The 22775-nt window shown below is 46.6% G+C and carries 19 protein-coding genes; 7 read left to right on the top strand and 12 right to left on the bottom strand.

Annotated features, from left to right (window positions below; genetic code table 11):
* Nucleotides 1–55: 55 nt before the first annotated feature.
* From ugpC to GKG43_RS14685, 3 genes are all read left to right on the top strand, one after another.
* Nucleotides 56–1168 carry a sn-glycerol-3-phosphate ABC transporter ATP-binding protein UgpC gene (gene ugpC / locus GKG43_RS14675; protein WP_050640420.1) on the top strand — a complete coding sequence of 371 codons (1113 nt, stop codon included), beginning with the start codon at nt 56–58 and terminating at the stop codon, nt 1166–1168.
* Nucleotides 1169–1255: 87 nt separating this feature from the next.
* On the top strand, nt 1256–2164 hold the full coding sequence (locus GKG43_RS14680) for a helix-turn-helix domain-containing protein (RefSeq protein WP_050640421.1): 909 nt from the start codon (nt 1256–1258) through the stop codon (nt 2162–2164).
* A gap of 1 nt (nt 2165) precedes the next feature.
* Nucleotides 2166–2666 carry a DUF6106 family protein gene (locus GKG43_RS14685; RefSeq protein ID WP_050640422.1) on the top strand — a complete coding sequence of 167 codons (501 nt, stop codon included), beginning with the start codon at nt 2166–2168 and terminating at the stop codon, nt 2664–2666.
* Between the two features lie 478 nt (nt 2667–3144).
* On the opposite strand, the gene trxB is transcribed toward GKG43_RS14685, so the two are convergent.
* From trxB to GKG43_RS14730, 9 genes are all read right to left on the bottom strand, one after another.
* A complete protein-coding gene (gene trxB, locus GKG43_RS14690) occupies nt 3145–4047 on the bottom strand; it encodes a thioredoxin-disulfide reductase (protein ID WP_050640424.1) in 903 nt (300 codons plus the stop codon).
* 304 nt (nt 4048–4351) lie between these two features.
* Nucleotides 4352–6718, bottom strand: a complete 2367-nt coding sequence (locus GKG43_RS14695; protein WP_050640425.1) for a ribonucleoside triphosphate reductase — start codon at nt 6716–6718, stop codon at nt 4352–4354.
* 253 nt (nt 6719–6971) lie between these two features.
* Nucleotides 6972–7667 carry an anaerobic ribonucleoside-triphosphate reductase activating protein gene (locus GKG43_RS14700; protein ID WP_050640426.1) on the bottom strand — a complete coding sequence of 232 codons (696 nt, stop codon included), beginning with the start codon at nt 7665–7667 and terminating at the stop codon, nt 6972–6974.
* Nucleotides 7668–7678: 11 nt separating this feature from the next.
* Nucleotides 7679–8266: a TetR/AcrR family transcriptional regulator gene (locus tag GKG43_RS14705; protein WP_129879774.1), complete on the bottom strand. Its 588-nt coding sequence runs from the start codon at nt 8264–8266 to the stop codon at nt 7679–7681.
* A gap of 660 nt (nt 8267–8926) precedes the next feature.
* On the bottom strand, nt 8927–9721 hold the full coding sequence (proC, locus tag GKG43_RS14710; protein ID WP_129879257.1) for a pyrroline-5-carboxylate reductase: 795 nt from the start codon (nt 9719–9721) through the stop codon (nt 8927–8929).
* A gap of 60 nt (nt 9722–9781) precedes the next feature.
* The gene (locus GKG43_RS14715; protein WP_129879258.1) at nt 9782–10051 is read right to left on the bottom strand and encodes an acylphosphatase; all 270 of its coding nucleotides are present in this window, start codon (nt 10049–10051) and stop codon (nt 9782–9784) included.
* Between the two features lie 120 nt (nt 10052–10171).
* Nucleotides 10172–10654 carry an ureidoglycolate lyase gene (locus GKG43_RS14720; RefSeq protein ID WP_129879259.1) on the bottom strand — a complete coding sequence of 161 codons (483 nt, stop codon included), beginning with the start codon at nt 10652–10654 and terminating at the stop codon, nt 10172–10174.
* Between the two features lie 81 nt (nt 10655–10735).
* Complete coding sequence (hypD, locus tag GKG43_RS14725) at nt 10736–13111, bottom strand: trans-4-hydroxy-L-proline dehydratase (protein WP_055153623.1); 2376 nt, start codon at nt 13109–13111, stop codon at nt 10736–10738.
* A 2-nt stretch (nt 13112–13113) separates the two neighbouring features.
* Nucleotides 13114–14022: a trans-4-hydroxy-L-proline dehydratase activase gene (locus GKG43_RS14730; RefSeq protein WP_050640432.1), complete on the bottom strand. Its 909-nt coding sequence runs from the start codon at nt 14020–14022 to the stop codon at nt 13114–13116.
* 384 nt (nt 14023–14406) lie between these two features.
* Between GKG43_RS14730 and GKG43_RS14735 the strand changes: the two genes are divergently transcribed.
* The 4 genes from GKG43_RS14735 (at nt 14407) to hydF (ending at nt 18760) form a co-directional block, all read left to right on the top strand.
* Nucleotides 14407–14655 (top strand): TM1266 family iron-only hydrogenase system putative regulator, encoded by a 249-nt coding sequence (locus GKG43_RS14735; protein ID WP_025656119.1) that lies wholly within the window; start codon nt 14407–14409, stop codon nt 14653–14655.
* Between the two features lie 308 nt (nt 14656–14963).
* Nucleotides 14964–16046 carry a [FeFe] hydrogenase H-cluster radical SAM maturase HydE gene (gene hydE / locus GKG43_RS14740; protein ID WP_129879260.1) on the top strand — a complete coding sequence of 361 codons (1083 nt, stop codon included), beginning with the start codon at nt 14964–14966 and terminating at the stop codon, nt 16044–16046.
* Between the two features lie 57 nt (nt 16047–16103).
* Nucleotides 16104–17525, top strand: coding sequence for a [FeFe] hydrogenase H-cluster radical SAM maturase HydG (gene hydG, locus GKG43_RS14745; protein ID WP_050640434.1), 1422 nt, complete (start codon nt 16104–16106; stop codon nt 17523–17525).
* Nucleotides 17526–17548: 23 nt separating this feature from the next.
* The gene (gene hydF / locus GKG43_RS14750) at nt 17549–18760 is read left to right on the top strand and encodes a [FeFe] hydrogenase H-cluster maturation GTPase HydF (protein ID WP_129879261.1); all 1212 of its coding nucleotides are present in this window, start codon (nt 17549–17551) and stop codon (nt 18758–18760) included.
* A 75-nt stretch (nt 18761–18835) separates the two neighbouring features.
* Here the strand turns inward: hydF and GKG43_RS14755 are convergent, their stop codons facing one another.
* The 3 genes from GKG43_RS14755 to GKG43_RS14765 all read right to left on the bottom strand — a co-directional run bounded on the left by GKG43_RS14755 (nt 18836) and on the right by GKG43_RS14765 (nt 22766).
* Nucleotides 18836–19768, bottom strand: coding sequence for a type II CAAX endopeptidase family protein (locus GKG43_RS14755; protein ID WP_129879262.1), 933 nt, complete (start codon nt 19766–19768; stop codon nt 18836–18838).
* Nucleotides 19769–19891: 123 nt separating this feature from the next.
* Complete coding sequence (locus GKG43_RS14760; RefSeq protein ID WP_050640437.1) at nt 19892–22096, bottom strand: HAMP domain-containing sensor histidine kinase; 2205 nt, start codon at nt 22094–22096, stop codon at nt 19892–19894.
* Nucleotides 22068–22766, bottom strand: a complete 699-nt coding sequence (locus tag GKG43_RS14765) for a response regulator transcription factor (RefSeq protein WP_050640438.1) — start codon at nt 22764–22766, stop codon at nt 22068–22070. Before GKG43_RS14765 ends, GKG43_RS14760 begins: the two co-directional genes overlap by 29 nt.
* Nucleotides 22767–22775: the final 9 nt, after the last annotated feature.

The raw sequence follows: 22775 nt of genomic DNA on the forward strand, positions 1-22775 counted from the left end.
CAATGCTGTTTTAATCTAAAATACAACGAAACAATATTTTAAGGAGGCTATACAAATGGCAAGTTTATCATTAAAGGGAATTCAGAAAGTATATCCAAATGGATTTCAGGCAGTAAAAGATTTCAACCTTGAGATTGATGATAGAGAATTTATCATCTTCGTAGGACCATCAGGATGCGGAAAGTCTACAACACTTCGTATGATCGCAGGTCTGGAAGATATTTCAGGAGGTACTCTGGAAATCGACGGAAAAGTTATGAATGACGTTGAGCCTAAAGACCGCGATATCGCGATGGTATTCCAGAACTACGCTCTGTATCCGCATATGACTGTATACGATAACATGGCGTTCGGTCTGAAGCTTCGTAAGATGCCGAAAGACGAGATTGACAAGAAAGTTCGTGAGGCTGCCAGAATCCTTGACCTGGAAAAATTACTCGACCGTAAGCCAAAGGCTCTGTCAGGCGGCCAGAGACAGCGTGTTGCCATGGGACGTGCTATCGTTCGTAATCCTAAGGTATTCCTGATGGATGAGCCGCTCTCCAACCTGGATGCTAAACTGAGAGTTCAGATGCGTATCGAGATTTCCAAGCTTCATGAAAATCTGAAAGCTACAATCATCTACGTAACACATGACCAGACAGAGGCTATGACACTGGGAACCAGAATCGTTGTTATGAAAGACGGCGTTGTTCAGCAGGTAGATACACCTCAGAATCTTTACAATACACCTTGCAACCTGTTTGTTGCCGGATTTATCGGTTCTCCGCAGATGAACTTTATGGATGCAGTTGTAAATGTTGCAGGCAGTGATGTTACACTGACCGTTGGCGAGCATGTGCTCAAGGTACCTGCTTCCAAGAAAAAAGCTCTGATCGATGGCGGTTATAATGGTAAGACAGTAGTTCTCGGCATCCGTCCGGAGGACGTACATGACTCAGAGGCATTTATCGCAAGCTCACCTGACAGCGTAATCAAATCCAAAATTAAAGTATACGAGCTGCTCGGCGCAGAAGTATATCTGTATTTTGACGTAGAAGGCACTCAGATGACAGCCCGCGTTAATCCGCGCACAACACTGAGAAACGGTGATGATGCTGTATTTGCACTGGATATGGAAAAGATTCACGTATTCGATAAAGATACAGAGTTGACGATTTCCAACTAATGCTTTAGAATAATATTATAATAATTAAGAGAGGGGCTGTACTATAAAAGTGCAGCCTCTTCAATTCTATCTATACGAGGGATGATTATGGAGAACACACCAGAGCTTGTAAAAGCTTTGTCCGAACTGAAAAGAATAACCGGCATGACGCTCGAAGTCCGCGCAGACACGCCGGAAGAGCTTGAAAATGCGCTGACGCAAGTCCGCTGTCTCACCCAGGCATACAGGGAAAAGTACAACAAGAACCATTTCCTGCAAAGCCTGATGACGGATAGCATTCCGGCGTATGACATCTACGAGCGGGCCGTCCGTCTCCACATCGATCCGGAATCTCAGAGGACTTTATTTCTGGTGGAAACCAAAAATACCCTGGATGACACTGTCATAGAGATTCTTAAGAATTTGTTTCCTTCACAGGCCAAAACTAACCTTGTTTCCATGGGTGAAAAGAACCTTGTGATACTACGCCCAAGGAAGTCCTCGGACACCGATGGCGACATCAGCCGGATTGCACACATGATCGTCGACACACTGAACATGGAGGCGCTGACACACGTGCAGGTTGCCTACAGTGGATGTATCAGCACGCTCATGGAACTGCCCGGCGCTTTTAAGGAAACCAGCCTGGCGCTGCGTGTCGGTAAGTTGTTTTATTCCGAGCAGACCGTATTTCCGCACGATCAGCTGGGTATTGGAAGACTGATCTACCAGCTGCCGGTAAGCTTGTGTGAAAATTTTCTGAAAGAGATTTTTGGAAGCGATATTCCGGACGCATTTGATGAGGAGACAACATCCACTATCAACAAGTTTTTCCAAAATAACCTGAACATAGCCGAGACATCCAGACAGCTGCATATGCACAGAAACACCCTCATCTACCGGCTGGAACAGATTGAAAAAAGGACAGGCCTGGACATCCGCAGATTCGAGGATGCCATGACCTTCAAAATTGCCACCATGGTCATTAACTATTTACAAACAGAAAGGAACTCCTGATATGAATGACGCTTTTTACGAACAACTTGTAGCCCGCAAATCCCGACCGCTGGATACCATAATCCGTATCCTCATCATCGCGGCCCTCGCCCTGATCCTCGTGTTTTCCATGATGTTCATCGGTTTTCTGGGGGTAATCATCACAGTCGTACTCGCTTTCCTGGCATACTATTTTGTCTTCCCTAAGCTAAGCGTGGAATACGAATACACACTGCTGAACCATGATATGGAAGTAGATGCCATCTACAGCAAATCCAAGAGAAAAAAACTGCTCACATTTGACATCCAGCAGGCCGAAATTATAGCGCCAAAGGGTTCACCGCGTTTGAACTCCCAGAACCCGGAAAAGACCCTTGATTTTTCCTCACAGGATGCCAACGCAAAAGCTTACTCCATCATGATCCAGCTGAACCAGAAAAACACATGCATCATCATAGAACCAGACGAAACCATGCTAAACCACATGAAATCCTGGATGGGGATGAAGCTTTATTTGGATTGAGGGAAGGTATATAGGGATTGGCTAAGGGGGCGCTGTATGGGGGCGCGGTTCAACCAATCGGCAGATAAATATTCCAAATAAGAAGGAGCTTCCTGTAACGGTGTGCGGTGTATATTTAATTGCTGCACGGAACCTTTCTTGCCAACGGCTTCTACCGCCAGGATGCACCCAGCCTGTCTTGGATGTTGTATGCGGGGCGGGATGGGATGTCTTCCGGTGTTTTTGGATGCCTCAGAGTGTGCCGTGCGTTTCCCTTGGGATAAAATAGAAAAATCTGATGGACAGACTTTGCTTTACCAAGCAAAGTCTGAAGCGACTAAGGCCCCAAATCATCGGATTTGGGGCCGCATGTCGCTGGTTCCATCAGATTTTTCTATTTTATCCCTAGGGAAACCAGGCTAAACGGCCGGTATCCAAAAACACCGGAAGACATCCCATCCTGCGCCGCATACAACATCCAAGGCAGGCGGACAGACCATCAAACCAAATACTTACAAGCCGCTAAAGCCGCTACCGCCCCATCTGCCGCTGCTGTTGTGAGCTGGCGCACTTCTTTTGTACGGCAGTCTCCTGCTGCGAACACACCTGGACGGGAGGTCATGCAGTCCTCAGACGCCAGTATGAATCCATCTGCATCCAGTTTTACAAATTCGGCAAAAACCTGGTTCTGGGGGATCTGTCCGATTGCCACAAATACTCCGGCGACTTCTATGTTGAAATCTTCTCCGGTCTTTTTATTGTTCAGGGTCAGACCCTCTACCATGGTTTCGCCTATGATATCTTTCACTGTGGCACTAAGCACAAATTCTACGTTATCTCTTGCCTTCAGTGCGTCTACCAGGCTGCTGTCACCGCGGAATTCGTCTCTTCTGTGTACCAGATATACCTTTTTACAGTAGTTGGAAAGAAATTCCGCATCCTGAAGCGCCGTATTTCCGCCTCCAATGACCGCAACATCACGGCCTTTGAAAAATGCTCCGTCACAGGTAGCACAGTAAGATATGCCTGCGCCGGTGAGCTGGATCTCTTTTTCCAGCCCTAAGTGCCGGTGCGTAACTCCTGTGGCGATAATCACGGTTCTGCACGGGTATTCTTTTCCTGCAGTCTCTATGATCTTTAAGCCGTCCTCATCCCGGATACCCGTAACCTGTTCCATCACGGTCTCTGTTCCCAACTTCATCGCCTGATCCAGCAGATTCATAGAAAATTCGCTTCCGCTTACACTGGCAATCCCGGGGTAATTCTCTACATTGTGGGAAGAAGTAATCTGCCCTCCGAAATTCATACTTTCAATAATTAATGTACGTTTCCCGGCTCTCTGTCCATATATTGCCGCAGTCATGCCAGCCGTACCTCCGCCGATAATTCCGATATCATACATAATCAACCCTCCTTGTTGTTTCAATAACACGCCCGGTAATTTCACAGAGTACGACTACATCCTATAAAGATGTGTAGATTAAGCTCATTTCAGTGGGGGATACCGATTCCTCTCCGCCCGCCACTGCCGTTTATCTGTTATACTCTAGTATACCGTAAAATAAGTAACTGACTCATAAGCTGAGACAAACTTTCGAGAGTGCTGCTCCACAAACGCAGGCGTAGTGGGCTACGCTGAGGCTTGGGGAACATTGCTATCGGAAATTTAGGTCGGCTTATGTTGCAGTTAATTATTATATGATGTACTAGTGTGTCTCAGCATACGCTTTTATATTCGAAGCATTTGCCATTTTCTGCACGCCATCCTCACCGACTACAACCAATGTGGGAGCCTGCATTACACCGTATTTCTTCACAAGTTCTTCATTTTCTTCTGCATCTACTATCTCATAGGCTATATTTGCTTTTTCCAGAGAACTGGTTGCAATCTTACAGTTCGGACAGGTCTTGGTTGTAAAGAGGAGCGTTTTCATTTCTCCCGCCGGTACAGCCACTTCTTCTGCCGCCTTCTGTGCCTCATGTGTCCGTATGCTCATCTTGGAATTGCTGATATCATATACCTTGCGATCCTTGAATTCCTGTGTCTTACCATCGTTCCAGTTCTTTACAGGACGGTAGTACCCCGTAATACGGCTGTATACTTCCGTTTCCTCTCCGCAGTGCGGGCATTTGTATTGTTCTCCGGAAATATATCCATGGTTCTTACAGATGGAGTAGGTCGGTGACATTGTATAATATGGCATTTTGTAGTTCTCTGCGATCTTCTTAACCAATGATGCCGCTGCTTTCCAACCCGGAAGTTTTTCTCCGAGGAAGGTATGGAATACAGTCCCTGACGTATAAAGTGTCTGAAGCTCATCCTGAATATCAAGTGCTTCAAATACGTCTTCGGTATAGCCAACCGGCAAATGCGAACTGTTTGTATAATATGGTGTTCCATCTCCTTCAGCAGCAGTAATGATATCCGGAAACTGTTCTACATCATGTTTTGCCAGACGGTAGGTGGTTGACTCTGCCGGAGTTGCCTCCAGGTTAAACAGCTCTCCGTACATTTCCTGATAATCAGAAAGTCTTTCCCTCATATGGTTCAGTACATCTTTGGTAAACTGCTGGGTCTCTGCGCTTGTCATGTCTTTTCGGATCCATTTTGCATTCAGGCCGGCCTCATTCATGCCGATCAGCCCGATTGTGGAGAAATGATTCTCAAAAGAACCAAGATATCTCTTTGTGTAAGGATACAGTCCTTCCTCCATGAGCTTTGATATAACAACACGCTTTGTATGGAGGGAACTTGCTGCAATATCCATCATCTTATCCAGGTGTTTATAGAATCCGGCCTCATCCTCTGCCAGATATGCGATACGCGGCATGTTGATCGTAACTACGCCAATAGAACCCGTACTCTCTCCGCTTCCGAAGAAACCGCCGGATTTCTTGCGCAGTTCACGCAGATCCAGGCGCAGACGGCAGCACATACTTCTGACGTCGCTTGGTTCCATATCGCTGTTTATATAATTTGAAAAATAAGGAGTTCCGTACTTCGCTGTCATTTCAAAAAGGAGACGGTTATTCTCTGTATCAGACCAGTCAAAATCATTTGTAATGGAATACGTAGGGATCGGATACTGGAATCCTCTGCCCTCGGCATCCCCTTCGATCATCGTTTCGATAAATGCCTTATTGATCATATCCATCTCTGCTTTACAGTCCCCATAGGTGAAATCCTGCTGAACGCCTCCTACTATAGCCGGAAGGTTCGCCAAATCCCCCGGTACTGTCCAGTCCAGTGTAATATTGGAGAACGGAGCCTGGGTCCCCCAGCGTGACGGTATATTTACGCCGTATATAAAGGATTCGATACATTTCTTTACTTCCGGATATGTCAGATTGTCTTTCTTGACAAAGGGCGCCAGATAGGTGTCAAAGGATGAAAATGCCTGCGCGCCTGCCCATTCATTCTGCATGATTCCCAAGAAGTTGACCATCTGGTTGCAGAGTACGCTCAGATGCTTGGCCGGAGCCGACGTGATCCTGCCCGTTATGCCGCCCAGGCCATCCTGGATCAGCTGTTTCAGGGACCATCCTGCACAGTAACCGGTAAGCATGGACAAATCATGAATGTGAATATCCGCATTCTTGTGCGCTCTCCCCACTTCCTCGTCATAAATCTCAGACAGCCAGTAATTCGCTGTGATCGCGCCGGAGTTGCTGAGAATCAGACCGCCGACAGAATAGGTCACTGTAGAATTCTCTTTTACACGCCAGTCGGTAATCTTCACATAACTGTCCACAATTTCTTTGTAATCCAGCAGGGTTGAATTCAGATTCCGAATCTTCTCCCTCTGTTTTCTGTATAAAATGTAACCTTTTGCAACATCTGCATATCCTGCCTTTATCAGCACGGACTCCACACTGTCCTGAATATCCTCCACGGATACCAGGCCTTTTTTAATCTTTGGTTCAAAATCTGCCGTAACCTTCAGCGCCAGCAGATCGATTATGTCCTGATTGTATTGCTTTTCCTGGGCTTCGAATGCCTTCCTGATTGCCTCCCCTATCTTGGCAAGATTGAAGTCAGCTACCTTCCCATCTCTTTTTGTAACCTGATACATATTGTACGGTCGCCCCTTTCTCTAATCAAAGTCAGATAATTTTTGCCCAACCGGATACAGTTGGGCATCTGAAAATATTCTATCACCATATATTTCACTTGTCAACAAAGAACAACAATATCTAGTATGCAACTTTTTTGTTTCCAACTAGATATAGTTACAGTTTCCTATGTAAGGATCTGACCTTTAACGCTGTAACAGTCCGTCCCTCGCTGTTTCATCATCCCATGCAGTCTGCCTGAGGGAATAAATATCACTCAACCCCTCTGAGTTCAGCATTGGGAATATTTCTTTTTACAATCTCCAGCGCCTGTTCCATAATCTCTTTTGTATAGGCGCGCAGCCCCGGCCTGATTAAATCCCCTGAATCCACAAATCCCTGCAGATAATATCTTTCAGCTCCCCGGAGCCAGCGTCCAATAGCCGCAAAGTCCTCTCTTTTATGAAATTCCCTTACTACCGTGGTACGAAATTCGCAGGGCACCGCACCCGACATCAGGAAATCCACGCTCTGCAGAATATCCTCCAAGTGATAGCCTTCGATCCCGATGGTCATACCATATTTATTCGGAGCATTTTTTATATCCATCGCCACATAATCGACCAGACGCTGATCCACAAGCCGCTTCAGACGGGCGGCACTGCTTCCGTTAGTATCCAGTTTTACCGCGTAGCCCAGATCCTTTACCTCTTTTATAAAGTCCTCTATATCCGGCTGTAACAATGGCTCCCCGCCCGTGATACATACGCCGTCCAGAACCCCCCGGCGTTTCTTAAGAAAAAAAAATACTTCTTCCTCTGGTATGTTAAGATTCACATCTACATGCGTTACCAGAGAAGCGTTATGGCAAAAAGGACACCGGAAGTTACACCCTGCGGTAAAAATCGTACACGCCACTTTCTCCGGATAATCCAAAAGTGTCAGTTTTTGCAAACCCTGAATATTCATCTGCTTACTCCTCAAATTTTAAAATATCCCATCATGACCGGCATATATTCCCGGCTGTATTCTCCCAGTGAATAGTCCCCCCTGCTCAGACACCAGTCTGAAATCAGCGCACGCTCACACAGAGAGTAATACTTGGTAATCTCATTGATAGACTTATCCTGGCGGATCTCCCCTTTTTTCTGGCCCTCCTCCACGATACCTGTGATCAACCGGTAATAAACTCTGTTCCTGTCCAGAAGGTGTCTCTGTCCCTTAGCGGTCAGCTGAGTGGAATACAAAGACGCCAGCAGATCTATATTGATCTTCTCCTCGATCATAGAATGTGCTCTGTAATTCAGGTACAAAAGCTTATCGTAATTATTCATTTCCGGATCTATTTCCGCAGAAAGCTCTTCGTAAAAATCATCCAGCACTGTAGATAAAGTACTGAGCAATTCATCCTTTGTGTCAAAATAGTAATAAAACGAGCCTTTGGAAGTACCCGAAAGCTCAATGATATCGTCTACCGTTGTATGGTCATATCCCTTATCGTGGAACAGCTGCCATGCAGCGGATACAAGCCTTGCTTTCACACCCTTATTTTCTTTAGATTTCGCCATAATCTCCAGCCCTTCTTTGATAGAATTCTTAATAACTATTTTAACACAAAATTCAATGAGTGGAAAGAAAACCTCAAAGCTGGCTCATCCAATCGGCAGGAAAACCCGCCAACCGGGTGGGATCCCGGACCAGGGCAGCGTATGTGGATTGGCTATGCGTGTCTTTTCATCTTCAAGATGTGTATTGAATTATTTTGATACTGGAACCGTATCCCTTTGCTTATGTACACCTACTGGGGACATAAAAGTCCCGCCAATTCAATGCCATACGCTGCCCCCGCTTGAGGCCCCTCCTTAGAAACGAGCTTTTTCCTGCCGGTCGGATGCACCAGCTCCATAAAGGGATAGCTGAAAGCCTCCCGGAGAACATCCATGTCCTTTCAAAAACGCTCAAAGCGAACCTTAGAAATTCTTGGTGGGAAACAGCCCTGAAAATGGAGAGATTTTTGGATTCCGAATCCAAAAATCAGCTGACCCAGCGCGAGAAATCATCGGGATTTCTCGTGATGTGTCAGTGGTGCTCCATTTTCAGGGCTGTTTCCCGCCTAGAATTTCTAAGGCCCGCGGCCGCGTTTTGAAAGGACATGGATGTTCTCCGGGAGGTTTTCGGCTATCCCTTTATGGAGCGTCCCCATCCGCTGCTGATTGTTAGTAAAAAAATCACATATTTTTAGATATCTCAGCGCAGGCTTTCATTGCCTCTATTACCGCGCTTCTGAATCCATTCCTTTCCAAGACTCTGACTGCTTCTATCGTAGTTCCTGCAGGAGAGCACACCATATCTTTAAGTTCTCCAGGATGTTTTCCCGTCTCCAGGACCATCTTGGCGCTGCCGTATACGGCCTGTGCAGCGAACTTATATGCCTGTGCCCTCGGCATGCCATCGGCAACTGCTGCATCTGCCATTGCTTCAATAAACATGAAGACATAGGCCGGTGAACTTCCGCTTGTTGAAACAACAACATCCATCAGTCTTTCCGGTACTACTTCCACTTTTCCAAACGCACTCAGGATACTGACTGTATGCTTCAGTTCCTCTTCTGTCACATACTCATTCGGACAGGCAGCCGTCATCCCCTCTCCTACCATTGCCGGTGTGTTCGGCATTGTACGGACTATTTTCACCTTTTTGCCAAACTGTTCCTCCAGCCAGGCCAGTGTTTTTCCAGGCGCAATCGTAATGATGATCTGGTCATCTCTGACAAAATCTTTGATTTCCTCAATTGCTGATGCATAGAACTGCGGTTTTACAGAAAGAACAACCACCTCTGACTTCTCAACAACTTCCTTGTTATCTGCTGTTACGTTAATTCCATATAAAGATCTGGCCTTTTCTCTCCCCGGTTCAAACACATCCGAACCGATGATCTCTTCTGCACTGAAAATCCCCTCTTTAATAATGCCACCCATAATAGCGCCTGCCATGTTGCCTGTTCCAATAAATCCTAATTTCATAATCGTCCTCCTTGTTTATTTTTTGTCAATCAGGGGCAAAGGGGTCAGACCCCTTCACTTTTACCGCACGGTGAAACTGCTTTCTTTCTCCAGAGGAATTTCTTCCGTATCCATCCATTCTATTGTTATAAAATGTCCCTGGTTCAACCCCACCAGCAATTTGTTTATCATTGGCTCCCGCCCCTGGATTTCCATGGTTACCGTGCCGTCCCATTCATTTTTCACCCATCCGGTCAGCTGCAGTGACTGTGCAAGATATTTGGCGGTGTAACGGAACCCTACGCCCTGGACACGGCCATAAAATACGATGCGCTTTCTAATTTCTGACATATTCCCACCTTTTTACTTTCCTCTTATCTGTTACAAAGGTCAGGCCCCTTTACAGCCGGAAAAGAGACTGCGCCGGAAAACCAGACAGTCTCTCTTTTATTCATGGCTGCCTGCTGTATTCTACAGTTCGATCTCAATCCAGTCTTCCTCCGGATAATCCACCACGAAGCAGTCATTCGCATAAACCCTTTCCGGCAGAACAATCAGTACATGTACCACATCTTCTTCCACCGGCATCGGCGCGAGGTGCCATACGCCCGTATTCAGCTTCACCACGGTTCCCTTCGGCACAACAAAGGCTTCTGTCAGCTGCGGTACCGGGTCTTTTGTCGGAGGCGCTGCATGAATCACAACATCTCCGTCCAGCGGAAGGATCCCTTCCCCTGTATAATTATGATATTCTGCAGAATTAATGATCATCTTGTCTGCTTTTTCCATGACAAGAGATGAGAAGGTGACCGGAACCCTTCCGGAAACAGGAAGCGCTACTTTGTCATTATAGAATGCTCCAAGAGCGTTCCCCTCCGGCTCCACCAGGTTATAAAACTCCCCATACTTTGAAAATGCTTCCGCTGTCAGTTTCTGTGCTTTGATTGTTCTCATCTTCTACCTCCAAGGATCTTATATTTTTCTTATATCTTACCACTTAATCCTCAAAAGTGAAACCTGTCATCAGACGAATTATCAGTGAAAATTCTGTTCCGTCCTTTCAATAATCTCATCCTGCAGCGCTTTGCTCAGATTTCTGAAATGGTCGCTGTAGCCTGCCACACGCACAATCAGGTCCTTGTAATCATCGGGATGCTTCTGTGCCTGGATCAGGGTTTCTCTGTCAATTACATTGAACTGGATGTGGTGTCCATCCATGTTGAAATACGTGCGCACCAGATTTGCCATCTGCTCCAGACCCTCGTCTCCCGACACCACGCTTGGTGTGAACTTCTGGTTCAGCAGTGTCCCTCCTGTCTGCAGGTGGTCCATCTTCGCGCAGGACTTCACGACAGCTGTCGGTCCGTTGGTATCCGCCCCCTTCTCCGGAGAAATTCCTTCGGATACCGGTTTGTGCGCCAGACGCCCGTTTGCACTCGCCATCATCACATCACCGAAATACACATGGCAGGTCGTCGGCAGCATATTAATCCTGTACGTCCCCCCCAGCATATTCGGACGCCCCGTTACCTGGCTCCTGTAATATTCAAACACAGAGCGCATAATATCATCTGCATAGTCATCGTCATTCCCGTATTTCGGGGTCTTATTGCGCACCAGATTCGCAATTCGGTCATGCCCCTCGAAGTTATCATCCAACGCCTGCATCAATTCTTCCATGGTAAATGTTTTTTTGTCGTAAACATGATATTTCACAGCGGAAAGACAGTCTGTAATCGTACCGATACCTACGCCCTGCAGGTACTTCGTATTGTACCTTGCACCACCGCCGTTATAATCTCTTCCCTTGGAAATACAGTCGTTCGTAATAATTGAAAGAAACGGCACGGGCATATATTCGGCGTAAATCTTTTCGATCACATTACTTCCCTTGATCTTGATATCAATAAAATACTTCATCTGTTTCTTAAATGCATCAAATAACTCGTCATAAGAAGCAAAATCTGCCGCATTGCCCAGCTTTAATCCCAGCTGCTTACCGGTCATCTTGTCAAACCCATTATTCAATGTCAGCTCGAACACCTTCGGTATGTTAAAATATCCGGTCAGAATATAAGCTTCATTTCCAAAAGCCCCCGTTTCCACACAGCCGCTGGTTCCCCCGCGTCTTGCATCCTCCAGCGATTTTCCTGCGTTGAGAAGCTCCTGAACGATAGCTTCAGTATTATAAAATGCGGGCTGTCCCCAGCCTTTTCTGGAAATCTCGCAGGCACGCTTCAGAAACTTCTGAGGCGTTTTTCTGCTGATCTGTACATTGGAACTTGGCTGCAGCAGCTTCATCTCATCCATACAGTCCAGAATCAGATAGCTGACATTATTCACACCATTTTCTCCGTTCGGTGTAATACCGCCCGTATTCAGATTTGCAAAATCCGTATAAGTGCTGCTCTCCTTCAGTGTAATACCAACTTTTGGAGGCGCTGGCTGGTTGTTGAATTTAACCCAGAGACACTCCAAAAGTTCCAGCGCTCTGTCATCATCCAGAATGCCGGACTCCACATCCTTTTCGTAGAACGGATTCAGATGCTGATCCAGGCGTCCCGGGCTGTAGGCATCCCAGGGATTCAGTTCACTCGTCACGCCAAGATGCACAAACCAGTACATTTGGATTGCCTGCCAGTAAGTCTCCGGCTTGTGAGCGGGAACTACATCACAGTTGGCTGCAATCTGAAGAAGCTCTTCTCTGCGGCCTGCATCTTCCTCCTTTGCCGCCAGTTCACGTGCATATGCAGCATATCTTTCCCCAAGTATTATGATGGCATCGCAGGCCAGCTTCATGCCTTCCAGTTCATTCTTCTTATCAAATGCTTCGGTATCGTTCATAAAATCCAGCTTGTCGATCGCATTCTGAATATCTTCTTTGTAATCCACAAAACCTTTTTCATAAATTTTTACTGAGCCGACCGTATGTCCCGGCCCCCTCTGCTCCATAAATTCCGTAAAAATGCCGGCCTCATAGGCGTCTTTCCACTCCGGTGTCATCTGGCGGAGAATCCGGCTCCTCATAGAACGTTTTTCCCAGTATGGAATCATAACTTCTTCCTGTACTTTATAGTCTGTTTCCTTCACCTTAAAATTAATCAGGTCCCGGTCGTTCATGACATGCATATCTTCCACTGTATGACAGCACAGTTCCGGAAATGTCGGCGCCGCCTGCGGGGAATCCCCTTTCTCCCCCACAATCAGCTCGCCCTCACCGATATACAGCGTCTTTGTTGAAAAATAATCCTTTAATACCTGTCCGCGCAGCTCGGGCACAGACAATTCGCCCTCATATTTCTTGTAGGTAGCGGTCTCACTGAGCGCCCGCTCCAGATCAATATGCGCAGGTGTATCCAGGCTCAGCTTTCTAAGCGCCTTTATGCGTGCATTCATTCCTCTTTCTTCCATACTTAACCTCCTATTTTTACATCCTGGAATCCGGCTTTCCGGAATAATTCCACAAAATGATTCATTTCTTCCCTGTCGGGTGCATGCATGTCTGCCCCTTCGTAGCAAATACCCGCTTTCATGTATTTACCGGAGCCCGTGTTATGATATGGCAGCAGGTTCACTCTTGCTGCATGAATGTTTTTCTCCTGAAGATAACGGATCATCGCCTTCATCTCTTCCTCATTGCCGTTCACTTCTTTGATGACCGGAATACGAATATAGATTCTGGCCCCGTCCCGGCTCAGCTTTTCCAAATTTTCCAGAATCAGCTCATTGCCGGACCCCATATACTTTTTATGCAGCTCCGTATCCAATGTCTTGATGTCATACAAAAAAGTGTCCGTATATGGCAGAATCCGTTTATAATTTTCATACGGCGCCTGCCCGCATGTATCGATTGTGACAGAGATACCGAAGTGATACAGCTTTTTCACAAGCGCTTCCACAAATTCTATGTCAGCCGCCATCACTTCTCCGCCGGAAAGCGTAACCCCTCCGCCGGATTCCTCGTAAAACATCTCATCTTTCCTGAGCTCCTTCACAAGTTCATTGACCGTATATTCTTTTCCCGCTATCTCCCGAAGGTTCCGGTTGCAATAATCCGTACATTTCCCACAGGCCGTACATTTCGCCCTGTCGGTAATGGCTTTTTGTCCGGACATTTCAATTGCCCCATTCGGACAGGCAGCCGCGCAGCCTCCGCAGCCCACACATTTTTCACTGTCGTACAGCAGCTCCTTCTTAAAACTCTGTGTCTCCGGGTTGTGGCACCAGACACACCTCAAATGACAGCCTTTGAAAAAAACCGTCGTACGTATCCCATCTCCGTCATGGATCGAATACTTCTGAATGTTCGTAATCAGACTCATGATTCCAACCCTCGCTCGCCTTATTCTGTGCTTACAAAAAGCGCAGTTTGGACTAATGTTTGTACTATAGTCTAAATTTATCACACGCCATTCGTTTTGTCAATAAAAACGCTAGTACAGCAGGTGCTTATTGATGAATTGTTAGTGCAATACTGTACTAGAGAAAGAAAATATGTTGTTTATATTTATTTGTTGTGCTATAATTTATTAAAATTCGTTCTGATTATAAAGGGTTACACCTGAGTAAGAAGGCGCACAGAGATGATTGATACGGGATTTTTTCTCGTTTCTAAGAGGGGGAAGATTGCCCCTTTTTATCGCCTGCGCCTTTGGTGCAGGTATTTTTTTGCACTTGTCTATATTCTGAGGATATAAGGAGGTTTTATGGAGACGAGAATTGCTTTGATTGGAATCGTTCTGGACTGTACCGATTCGGTGGAGGAGCTGAACCATCTGCTCAGTGAATACGGGCAGTACATCGTGGGCAGAATGGGCATTCCATATCGGGAAAAGAATATTTCCATTATCAGTATTGCCATGGACGCGCCGAATGACGTTATCAGTGCTCTTTCCGGGAAGCTGGGTATGCTGCCCGGTGTCAGCACGAAAACGATTTATGCCAAGACGAAGTAGGGAACTGGCAGCCCCGTCTGTCAGGGTATGTGTTACGGGATGCCCTTTGGGTATACCTTATTCTGCTGCTTTGCAGCAGACCCGCCCGTCAGGGCATGTATTACGGGATGCCCTTTGGGTATACCTTATTCTGCTGCTTTGCAGCAGACCCGCCCGTCAGGGCATGTATTACGGGATGCCCTTTGGGTATACCTTATTCTGCTGCTTTGCAGCAGACCCGCCCGTCAGGGCATGTATTACGGGATGCCCTTTGGGTATGAAAGAGTCCGGGTACCGTTTTGGAGTGCCCATGAAAAGGAGAATTTTCTATGAAGCATTTGATTGATAAACTGGAACAGACCGGTGCGCTTTCCAGGGAAGAATGGACGGCTCTTATCCGCGGCCGCACGCCGGAACTGGCAGAGTATTTATTTGAACGTGCGCGTACAGTCCGGCATAAATACTATGGACACGATGTGTATATCCGCGGCCTGATTGAGTTTACGAATTACTGTAAAAATGACTGCTACTACTGCGGCATCCGCAAGAGCAACCGCAGCGCCCGCCGTTACCGGCTGGATAAGGAGGCTGTACTGGACTGCTGCCACAAGGGGTATGGCCTTGGCTTTCGTACTTTTGTACTGCAGGGAGGGGAGGATGGATACTTTACCGATGAAATTATGGCGGATATCGTGCATAATATACGGCAGCATTTTCCGGATTGCGCCATTACGCTATCTCTCGGTGAGAGGAGCAGGGAGAGTTATCAGCTTCTTTTTGATGCGGGTGCGGACCGCTATCTTCTCAGGCATGAGACTTTTGATGCCGCCCACTATCGGCGGCTGCATCCACAATCCCTGTCCGCAGCCCACCGCCAGCAGTGTCTCTGGGATCTGAAAGAAATCGGCTATCAGACAGGTACCGGTTTTATGGTTGGTTCTCCCTTCCAGACGCCGGAAAATCTGGCCGACGATATGCTTTTTATTAAGGAGCTGGATCCGCAGATGGTAGGAATCGGTCCCTTTATTCCTCACCATGAGACACCCTTTGCCGAATACGCAGCCGGAACGCTGGAACTGACGCTGTTTATGCTGGGTCTGCTACGCCTGATGCTGCCGAAAGTACTGCTTCCCGCAACTACTGCCCTTGGAACCATTGCTCCGGACGGCAGGGAAAAAGGGATTTTGGCCGGCGCCAATGTGGTCATGCCCAACCTTTCGCCCGTTGAGGTGCGGGGAGATTACCTGCTCTACGACAATAAGATCTGCACCGGGGATGAAGCAGCGGAATGCCGGAAATGCCTGGAACGCCGTATGGAGTCGATCGGCTATCAAATTGCTGTTTCCCGGGGCGACTCACTCAACACGGCGGCTCTGTTGCGTAGTCTGAGCGCTGCTGTTGCTCCCGAGTGACGCCTGAACCTGTTACTATTAAATATATCTATACAATCATAAACGGAGGATACCTAAATGTATGATGTAAATTCCAAACACGCCGAAGATTTTATTAACCATGAAGAAATTCTGGAGACACTGGCTTATGCCAACGAGAACAAATGTAATGAAGCCCTGATCGATTCTCTTATTGAGAAGGCAAAGAAAAGAAAGGGACTTACCCACCGTGAGGCCTCTGTGCTGCTGGCCTGTCAGATCGAGGAGAAAAATGAGGAAATTTTTAAACTGGCGGAACAGATTAAAAAAGACTTTTACGGCAACCGCATTGTGATGTTTGCGCCTCTTTATCTGTCCAACTACTGTATCAACGGATGTACATACTGCCCTTATCACAGCAAGAATAAGCACATTGCCAGGAAGCAGCTTTCCCAGGAGGAGATCCGCAAAGAGGTGATCGCGCTGCAGGATATGGGGCATAAACGCCTGGCTCTCGAGGCGGGGGAGGATCCGGTCCGTAATACGATGGATTATTATCTGGAATCTATCAAAACGATTTACAGTATCAAGCATAAGAACGGCGCTATCCGCCGTGTAAACATCAATATAGCGGCTACTACTGTAGAGAACTACCGCCTTCTGAAGGAGGCCGGCATCGGCACTTACATTTTGTTCCAGGAGACGTACCACAAGGAGAGCTATCTGCAGCTTCACCCAACAGGGCCGAAGCACGACTATGATTATCACACGGAGGCTATGGACCGCGCAATGGAGGGCGGCATCGACGATGTAGGCGTTGGTGTGCTGTTCGGACTGGATAAATACCGCTATGAGTTTGCCGGTCTTCTTATGCACGCGGAACATCTGGAAGCGGCTTTTGGTGTAGGACCTCATACGATCAGTGTCCCTCGCCTGCGCCATGCTGATGATATCGATGCAGATTCCTTTGACAACGGAATCGATGACGACACCTTTGCCAAGATTGTTGCCTGTATTCGAATTGCAGTCCCATACACAGGAATGATCATTTCCACAAGAGAGAGCCAGAAATGCCGTGAAAGAGTGCTCCATCTGGGTATTTCACAGATCAGCGGAGGGTCCCGCACAAGCGTGGGCGGTTACTGCGAACCAGAGCCGGACGATGCCAAATCCGAACAGTTTGATGTCAGCGATAAAAGAACGCTGGACGAGGTTGTCCGCTGGCTGATGCAGATGGATTATATTCCGAGTTTCTGTACCGCATGTTACCGGGAAGGGCGTACCGGCGACCGTTTCATGTCTCTTTGCAAGAGCGGCCAGATTCAGAACTGCTGCCATCCGAATGCTCTGATGACTCTGAAAGAATATCTGATGGATTATGCTTCCCCTGAGACAAAGGCTCTCGGAGATAAACTGATCGATAAAGAAGTGTTGAATGTGCCTAACGAAAAGGCGCGTGCAGTTGTAATTGATAATCTGCGTCTGATTGAGCAGGATAACAGAAGAGATTTCCGCTTCTAAACTAAATTACAGGGGGTATTTTTATGAGTTTAAATGCAGCACCTTCTTCAGACAGAGTGCATATCGGCATCTTCGGCAGGAGAAATGCCGGGAAGTCCAGTATCATCAACGCGATTACCGGTCAGAATCTTGCCATCGTATCAGACATCAAAGGCACGACCACCGACCCGGTTCTCAAGGCGATGGAACTGCTGCCGCTGGGCCCCGTGGTTATAATAGATACACCGGGGCTTGACGATACCGGGGAGCTGGGAGAGCTCAGAATTCAGAAGGCATACCAGATCCTGAATAAGACAGACATCGCAGTTCTCGTCATTGACAGCGTTTCCGGCATGACAGATGTGGATGCCGGGATACTCGATCGGATTTTGAAAAAAGAAATCCCTTATGTGGTTGTTTTGAACAAATCCGATCTGGCACCTGGCTCCAATACCGATTTTACCGGATGTATGCCTGCTGTTCCCTCAGACAAAGTCATTGCAGTAAGTACCGTTACCGGGGAGAATATCCACGAACTGAAGGAACTGATTGCCCGGCAGGCGCCGGTAGAGAATGAGCGCCGGATCGTATACGGCATGATTAAGCCATCCGACTTTGTGGTTCTGGTCGTTCCGATCGATAAATCAGCCCCCAAAGGACGGCTGATCCTGCCGCAGCAGCAGACAATCCGTGACGTTCTGGAATCCGGCGCCGTTTCCATCGTCACAAGAGAAACCGAACTGGAAGAAACGATGGAGAAGCTCGGTCATCCCCCCGCACTCGTAATCACTGACAGCCAGGCGTTCGAAAAAGTAGCTGCTATGGTGCCTTTGGATATACCACTGACTTCCTTTTCCATCCTTTTTGCCCGTTATAAAGGAAATCTTGAGACAGTTGTAAACGGGGCAAAGGCTCTTGATACATTGGAAGAAGGAGATACAATCCTGATATCAGAGGGCTGTACCCACCACCGCCAATGCGAAGATATCGGGACAGTAAAACTGCCCCGGTGGATTACCAGTCATACAGGTAAAAAAATTAACTATGAATTTTCCAGCGGAACTGAATTTCCCATAGACCTGTCAAAATACAAACTGATCATCCACTGCGGAGGATGTACTCTCAACGAGAGGGAAATGAAGTACCGCCTGAAATGCGCCCAGGATCAGAATATTCCTATCACGAACTATGGAATCGCTATCGCTCATATGAAGGGAATCCTGGAGAGGAGTATCGAGATCTTCAAAGGGGTCTGACCCCTTTGAGTACCATATTCAGAATCGTTTTACAATATAAAAACCGGTTCCCGTGTTTTTTCACGGAACCGGTTTTTATATCGTCTGTAAAGAAATAAACCCATACACTGCAAGGCCCGCGCCACAGAAGAATAATACGGCAGAAATGACAATCAGCCCTATTACAATTCCTGGTTTTCCTTTCGGAAACAGTTTATCCCGATACCCCGGCGTTCGACTATGCAGCAGATAATTACCGATGTACATGCAGGCCGGAGCCGCCGCACACATCATCATATACAGCCCTGCGCTCATCATGGGGATCGATGTAGACTCGTACCCAATCTCGTTCCACACCCCGAGCTGCGCATAAACATCTTTCATTCCAAAGAGCAGGATAATAGGCAGAAGATTATTTATAAAATGAAAGAAACAATTATAGAACATATTTCCACTTTCCAATATAATCCAGGCCATGACAACTCCGCCGATGGCAGTCGGGATAAACCGGAAAATGTCTCCGTGAAATGCGCCAAATACAACTCCGCTAATCAATATAGCTACCCATTTATATTTGTGTGGCTTCAGGCTTTTGAAGAAAATACCGCGAAAAATTATCTCCTCACAGACTGCCGGTGTGACCGCTACTATAAGTACTGCCGCCAGAAAAGGTATATTCATCATCTGGGAACTCAGGCCCGCATTCACTCCTTGCATTTCTTCCATGAAGAAAATGCTCACAAGCAGAACAAGTGTCATTTCTATAAGAAACGCTCCCACCCACATCAAAAAGGTGCCAAAAACACCGGCGCCTGCCGGTCTTCTGAATGGAAACAGTTCTCTCGGATTCCCCCTGAACGCGAGAACCAGCCCCAATGCGGCGGCAAGCATCAGCCATTCCGCCAATAATGAGCCATAAATGCCAAAGGGTGACAGTACCGTAGGCGAAACTATAAATATTACAACTGCAGCTGATACCAAAACTACCAGTCCCTGCCAGACCTTGAGTTGTTTATAATTCTTACTCATTCATTAACTCCCCCTCTAAAAACCTGTTTGTTAATCTTAAAATGTAAAACAATTCTGAAAACGGAGTTCAAGGGGGTCAGACCCCTTTGCAGAGGGGTCTGACCCCCTTAAAGCAGTTGGAAACTAATTGTTTTCTTTATTTCCATCCTGCGCTGTTTCATTTTGTCCTGCTCCCTCTCCCTGGGGCTCCGATACTTCGGGCCGTTTTGGGAAGGTGATTTCTGCCTTATACAGATCCGCCTCTGTCGAGATCTTTAGGCTGCCATGCTGCAGCTCGGTAAATGTTTTCGCAATTGCCAGCCCCAGTCCGGAGCCTTCTGTATTTCTTGATGCATCACCCCTGACAAATCTGTCCGTTATTTCGTCTGTATTGAAGCTCAGCTCCGTGGCCGAAATATTCTTCATAGAGATATACACCTGGTGGTCCAGATCCTTCATCTCCACATATACACGGGTATGCGGCATCGCATATTTTGTAATATTCACAATTAGGTTCTCAAAAATCCTGTATGTTTTCTGGCTGTCCAGCCACAGCACGATCTTGTGTTCCGGAAGGTTCCAGCGGAAATCCAGGTTTGTTTCTTTTATTTTATTATCATACTCCAATCCAACCTGTTTTAGCAAGTCAACGATGTCAACCCGCATAAAATTCATAGTTATATTCTTACTGGTTGCCTTGCTGATCTCAAATAAATCCTCGATTAGTACCTTCAGCCTAAGGGACTTGCGTTCCAGCACGTCAATGTACTCTTTCCTTTTATCATCGTCTGTTTCGTTCTTTACCAAATCCGTATACGTGATAATTGCAGTCAGAGGTGTTTTTAGATCATGGGAAACATTCGTGATCAGTTCTGTTTTCATCCGCTCACTCTTAACTTCCTCTTCCACGGCCTTTTTAAACCCGTTCTGAATCCTCTTAATCTCTTCCTGAATAGGGTTGAATATCCCCATATCTCCTTCAATTGGTGTGTCCAGATCTCCCTCTGCGAGCTGGTTTGTCGCACTGAGGAGCAGCTTATACTTTGATTGGATATCATTAAAATATTTTTTCAAAAAGATAAAAAGTGCAACAGAATAAATAATGAGTGCTACGATTCCATAATACCACAGGCTGCATACGACTACCAGAACAACAAAATTGATTGCGATAATCTTAAAAATCGTCCTGTTTGTTTTATCCTGGAAATCCAGGTGCATAAGCACGTCATACTGTCTTTTGCAGAACCGCTTAATACCGCCCCATATACCACCTGCTCCTTTCTTTACTTTTTCCCCATATTCATCACCGCCTTGTTTCATCCAGCGCAGAAACCTTACACATAAAGATCTCTGCTTCCAATATTCTTTTTTCATAGTTAACATCGCGCTCAGACTGACAAAACCCCAGAATGCAATGCCAAATATCAAAAACCACATAGCCACATTCATTATGGCTGACATTGCTGAATTCGGCGCTCCGCTGCTGCCTGTTATATACTCTGCAGCCCCGCCCCCCAGCGTAATCCAAACAACCTTGGCCGGATAATACATAGCACTTGCCAGTATGCACAGAACAATCACAACGATTTCAAACGGTGCACTGAATACTTTTTCTCCTCCGAACGCAAAACTCTTTTTCACAGAAAGTAATACCGCTGTCACTGCCAATACGGCTGCAAACAGGAACAAAAAACCACTGAACATAGAATTTGAGATCAGTGCAGCTACCGAAGTATCGATATGCAGCTCATTGCTATCGATATAAGAATTCAAGTTCTCCGCTGTCACACCATAAACGATCTGCACCTCTGTCGGCTCGGAAATCCCCCGCCATTCATAATTTATCACCTGCTGATCCAGAAGATACTGCTCAATCTCATATTCTGTCCTCTCGTCCAGCATATTCCCGTTCACCTGGATATCGGAGAGTTCTCCGTCATCCTGGAAAGTAAATGCCGCGCGAAAGGCATAAGCGGTATCCTCCTTTTTCACCAGATTTTCAAGTACTGACTTACTATTGCTCTCCAGAAGTGCGTTTCCATCCCAGTCGAACACTTCATAATCCATATATTTTCTCAAAAGGTCGAACCGGTCGCCGCCATACTTCTGTAATACATATGCTCTGTCAGTTTCCTCATATACCTCATTGTATAGTATATAATTCCCCTCAATAAGCCCGCCGGCTATCTGGATCACCTCGTCATTACTTACCTTAGTCTCATCCAGCCTATCCTGCATTTCCCTCGAAAATACAGGGTAAGCCAGCACCATCCCCACGGAACAGATAATCAATACCGCAATTGCCAGCAATACAGCCAGTCTATGACTGTTTCTCAATTTTGTATCCAACGCCCCACACCACCTTCAAATATTTTGGATTCTTTGGATCCACCTCAATTTTTTCCCGGATATTCCGTACGTGAACCATAATCGTATCCGTACTTATAGCCTTTTCCTGCCATACCCTTTCATAAATTTCTTCCGCAGAAAAAACACGCCCCGGATTCTTTGCCAGAAGCAGCAAAATCTTATACTCAATCGGTGTCATTTTAACCGGATTACCATCCACAAATACTTCCACCGTATCCTCATTGATCTCCAGGCCGCCGATTGCATGCACATTTTCCTTTGGTTCCAGCTTCTCCATGAACCTCCGGTAACGCCGCAGCTGTGAATTCACCCTCGCCATCAATTCCATTGGCGTAAACGGCTTTGTTACGTAATCATCTGCCCCGATATTCAGGCCCATGATCTTGTCTACTTCCTCGGACTTCGCTGAAAGCATAATCACCGGAAAATCATACTTCTCTCTCAGCTTCATTGTCATCCTGATTCCATCCATCCTTGGCATCATCACATCCACGATTGCAAGGTGAATCTCCTCTTTCTCCATAACTTCCAGGCCTTCCACTCCATCCGCAGCCTGAAACACCTTATATCCCTGGCTTTGCAGGTAAATCTGGACACCTTCCCTGATTTCTTTGTCATCCTCTACGATTAATATATGATTCGTTTCCATAACTTCCTC

The organism is Eubacterium sp. BIOML-A2 (assembly GCF_009680135.1).
Lineage (GTDB): Bacteria > Bacillota > Clostridia > Lachnospirales > Lachnospiraceae > Faecalicatena > Faecalicatena contortus_B.

Excerpts from the sequence above, each read along its gene's own strand:
- ugpC (WP_050640420.1), top strand. The coding sequence starts at position 56 with ATGGCAAGTTTATCATTAAAGGGAATTCAGAAAGTATATCCAAATGGA.
- GKG43_RS14680 (WP_050640421.1), top strand. The coding sequence starts at position 1,256 with ATGGAGAACACACCAGAGCTTGTAAAAGCTTTGTCCGAACTGAAAAGA.
- GKG43_RS14685 (WP_050640422.1), top strand. The coding sequence starts at position 2,166 with ATGAATGACGCTTTTTACGAACAACTTGTAGCCCGCAAATCCCGACCG.
- trxB (WP_050640424.1), bottom strand. The coding sequence starts at position 4,047 with ATGTATGATATCGGAATTATCGGCGGAGGTACGGCTGGCATGACTGCG.
- GKG43_RS14695 (WP_050640425.1), bottom strand. The coding sequence starts at position 6,718 with ATGTATCAGGTTACAAAAAGAGATGGGAAGGTAGCTGACTTCAATCTT.
- GKG43_RS14700 (WP_050640426.1), bottom strand. The coding sequence starts at position 7,667 with ATGAATATTCAGGGTTTGCAAAAACTGACACTTTTGGATTATCCGGAG.
- GKG43_RS14705 (WP_129879774.1), bottom strand. The coding sequence starts at position 8,266 with ATGGCGAAATCTAAAGAAAATAAGGGTGTGAAAGCAAGGCTTGTATCC.
- proC (WP_129879257.1), bottom strand. The coding sequence starts at position 9,721 with ATGAAATTAGGATTTATTGGAACAGGCAACATGGCAGGCGCTATTATG.
- GKG43_RS14715 (WP_129879258.1), bottom strand. The coding sequence starts at position 10,051 with ATGTCAGAAATTAGAAAGCGCATCGTATTTTATGGCCGTGTCCAGGGC.
- GKG43_RS14720 (WP_129879259.1), bottom strand. The coding sequence starts at position 10,654 with ATGAGAACAATCAAAGCACAGAAACTGACAGCGGAAGCATTTTCAAAG.
- hypD (WP_055153623.1), bottom strand. The coding sequence starts at position 13,111 with ATGGAAGAAAGAGGAATGAATGCACGCATAAAGGCGCTTAGAAAGCTG.
- GKG43_RS14730 (WP_050640432.1), bottom strand. The coding sequence starts at position 14,022 with ATGAGTCTGATTACGAACATTCAGAAGTATTCGATCCATGACGGAGAT.
- GKG43_RS14735 (WP_025656119.1), top strand. The coding sequence starts at position 14,407 with ATGGAGACGAGAATTGCTTTGATTGGAATCGTTCTGGACTGTACCGAT.
- hydE (WP_129879260.1), top strand. The coding sequence starts at position 14,964 with ATGAAGCATTTGATTGATAAACTGGAACAGACCGGTGCGCTTTCCAGG.
- hydG (WP_050640434.1), top strand. The coding sequence starts at position 16,104 with ATGTATGATGTAAATTCCAAACACGCCGAAGATTTTATTAACCATGAA.
- hydF (WP_129879261.1), top strand. The coding sequence starts at position 17,549 with ATGAGTTTAAATGCAGCACCTTCTTCAGACAGAGTGCATATCGGCATC.
- GKG43_RS14755 (WP_129879262.1), bottom strand. The coding sequence starts at position 19,768 with ATGAGTAAGAATTATAAACAACTCAAGGTCTGGCAGGGACTGGTAGTT.
- GKG43_RS14765 (WP_050640438.1), bottom strand. The coding sequence starts at position 22,766 with ATGGAAACGAATCATATATTAATCGTAGAGGATGACAAAGAAATCAGG.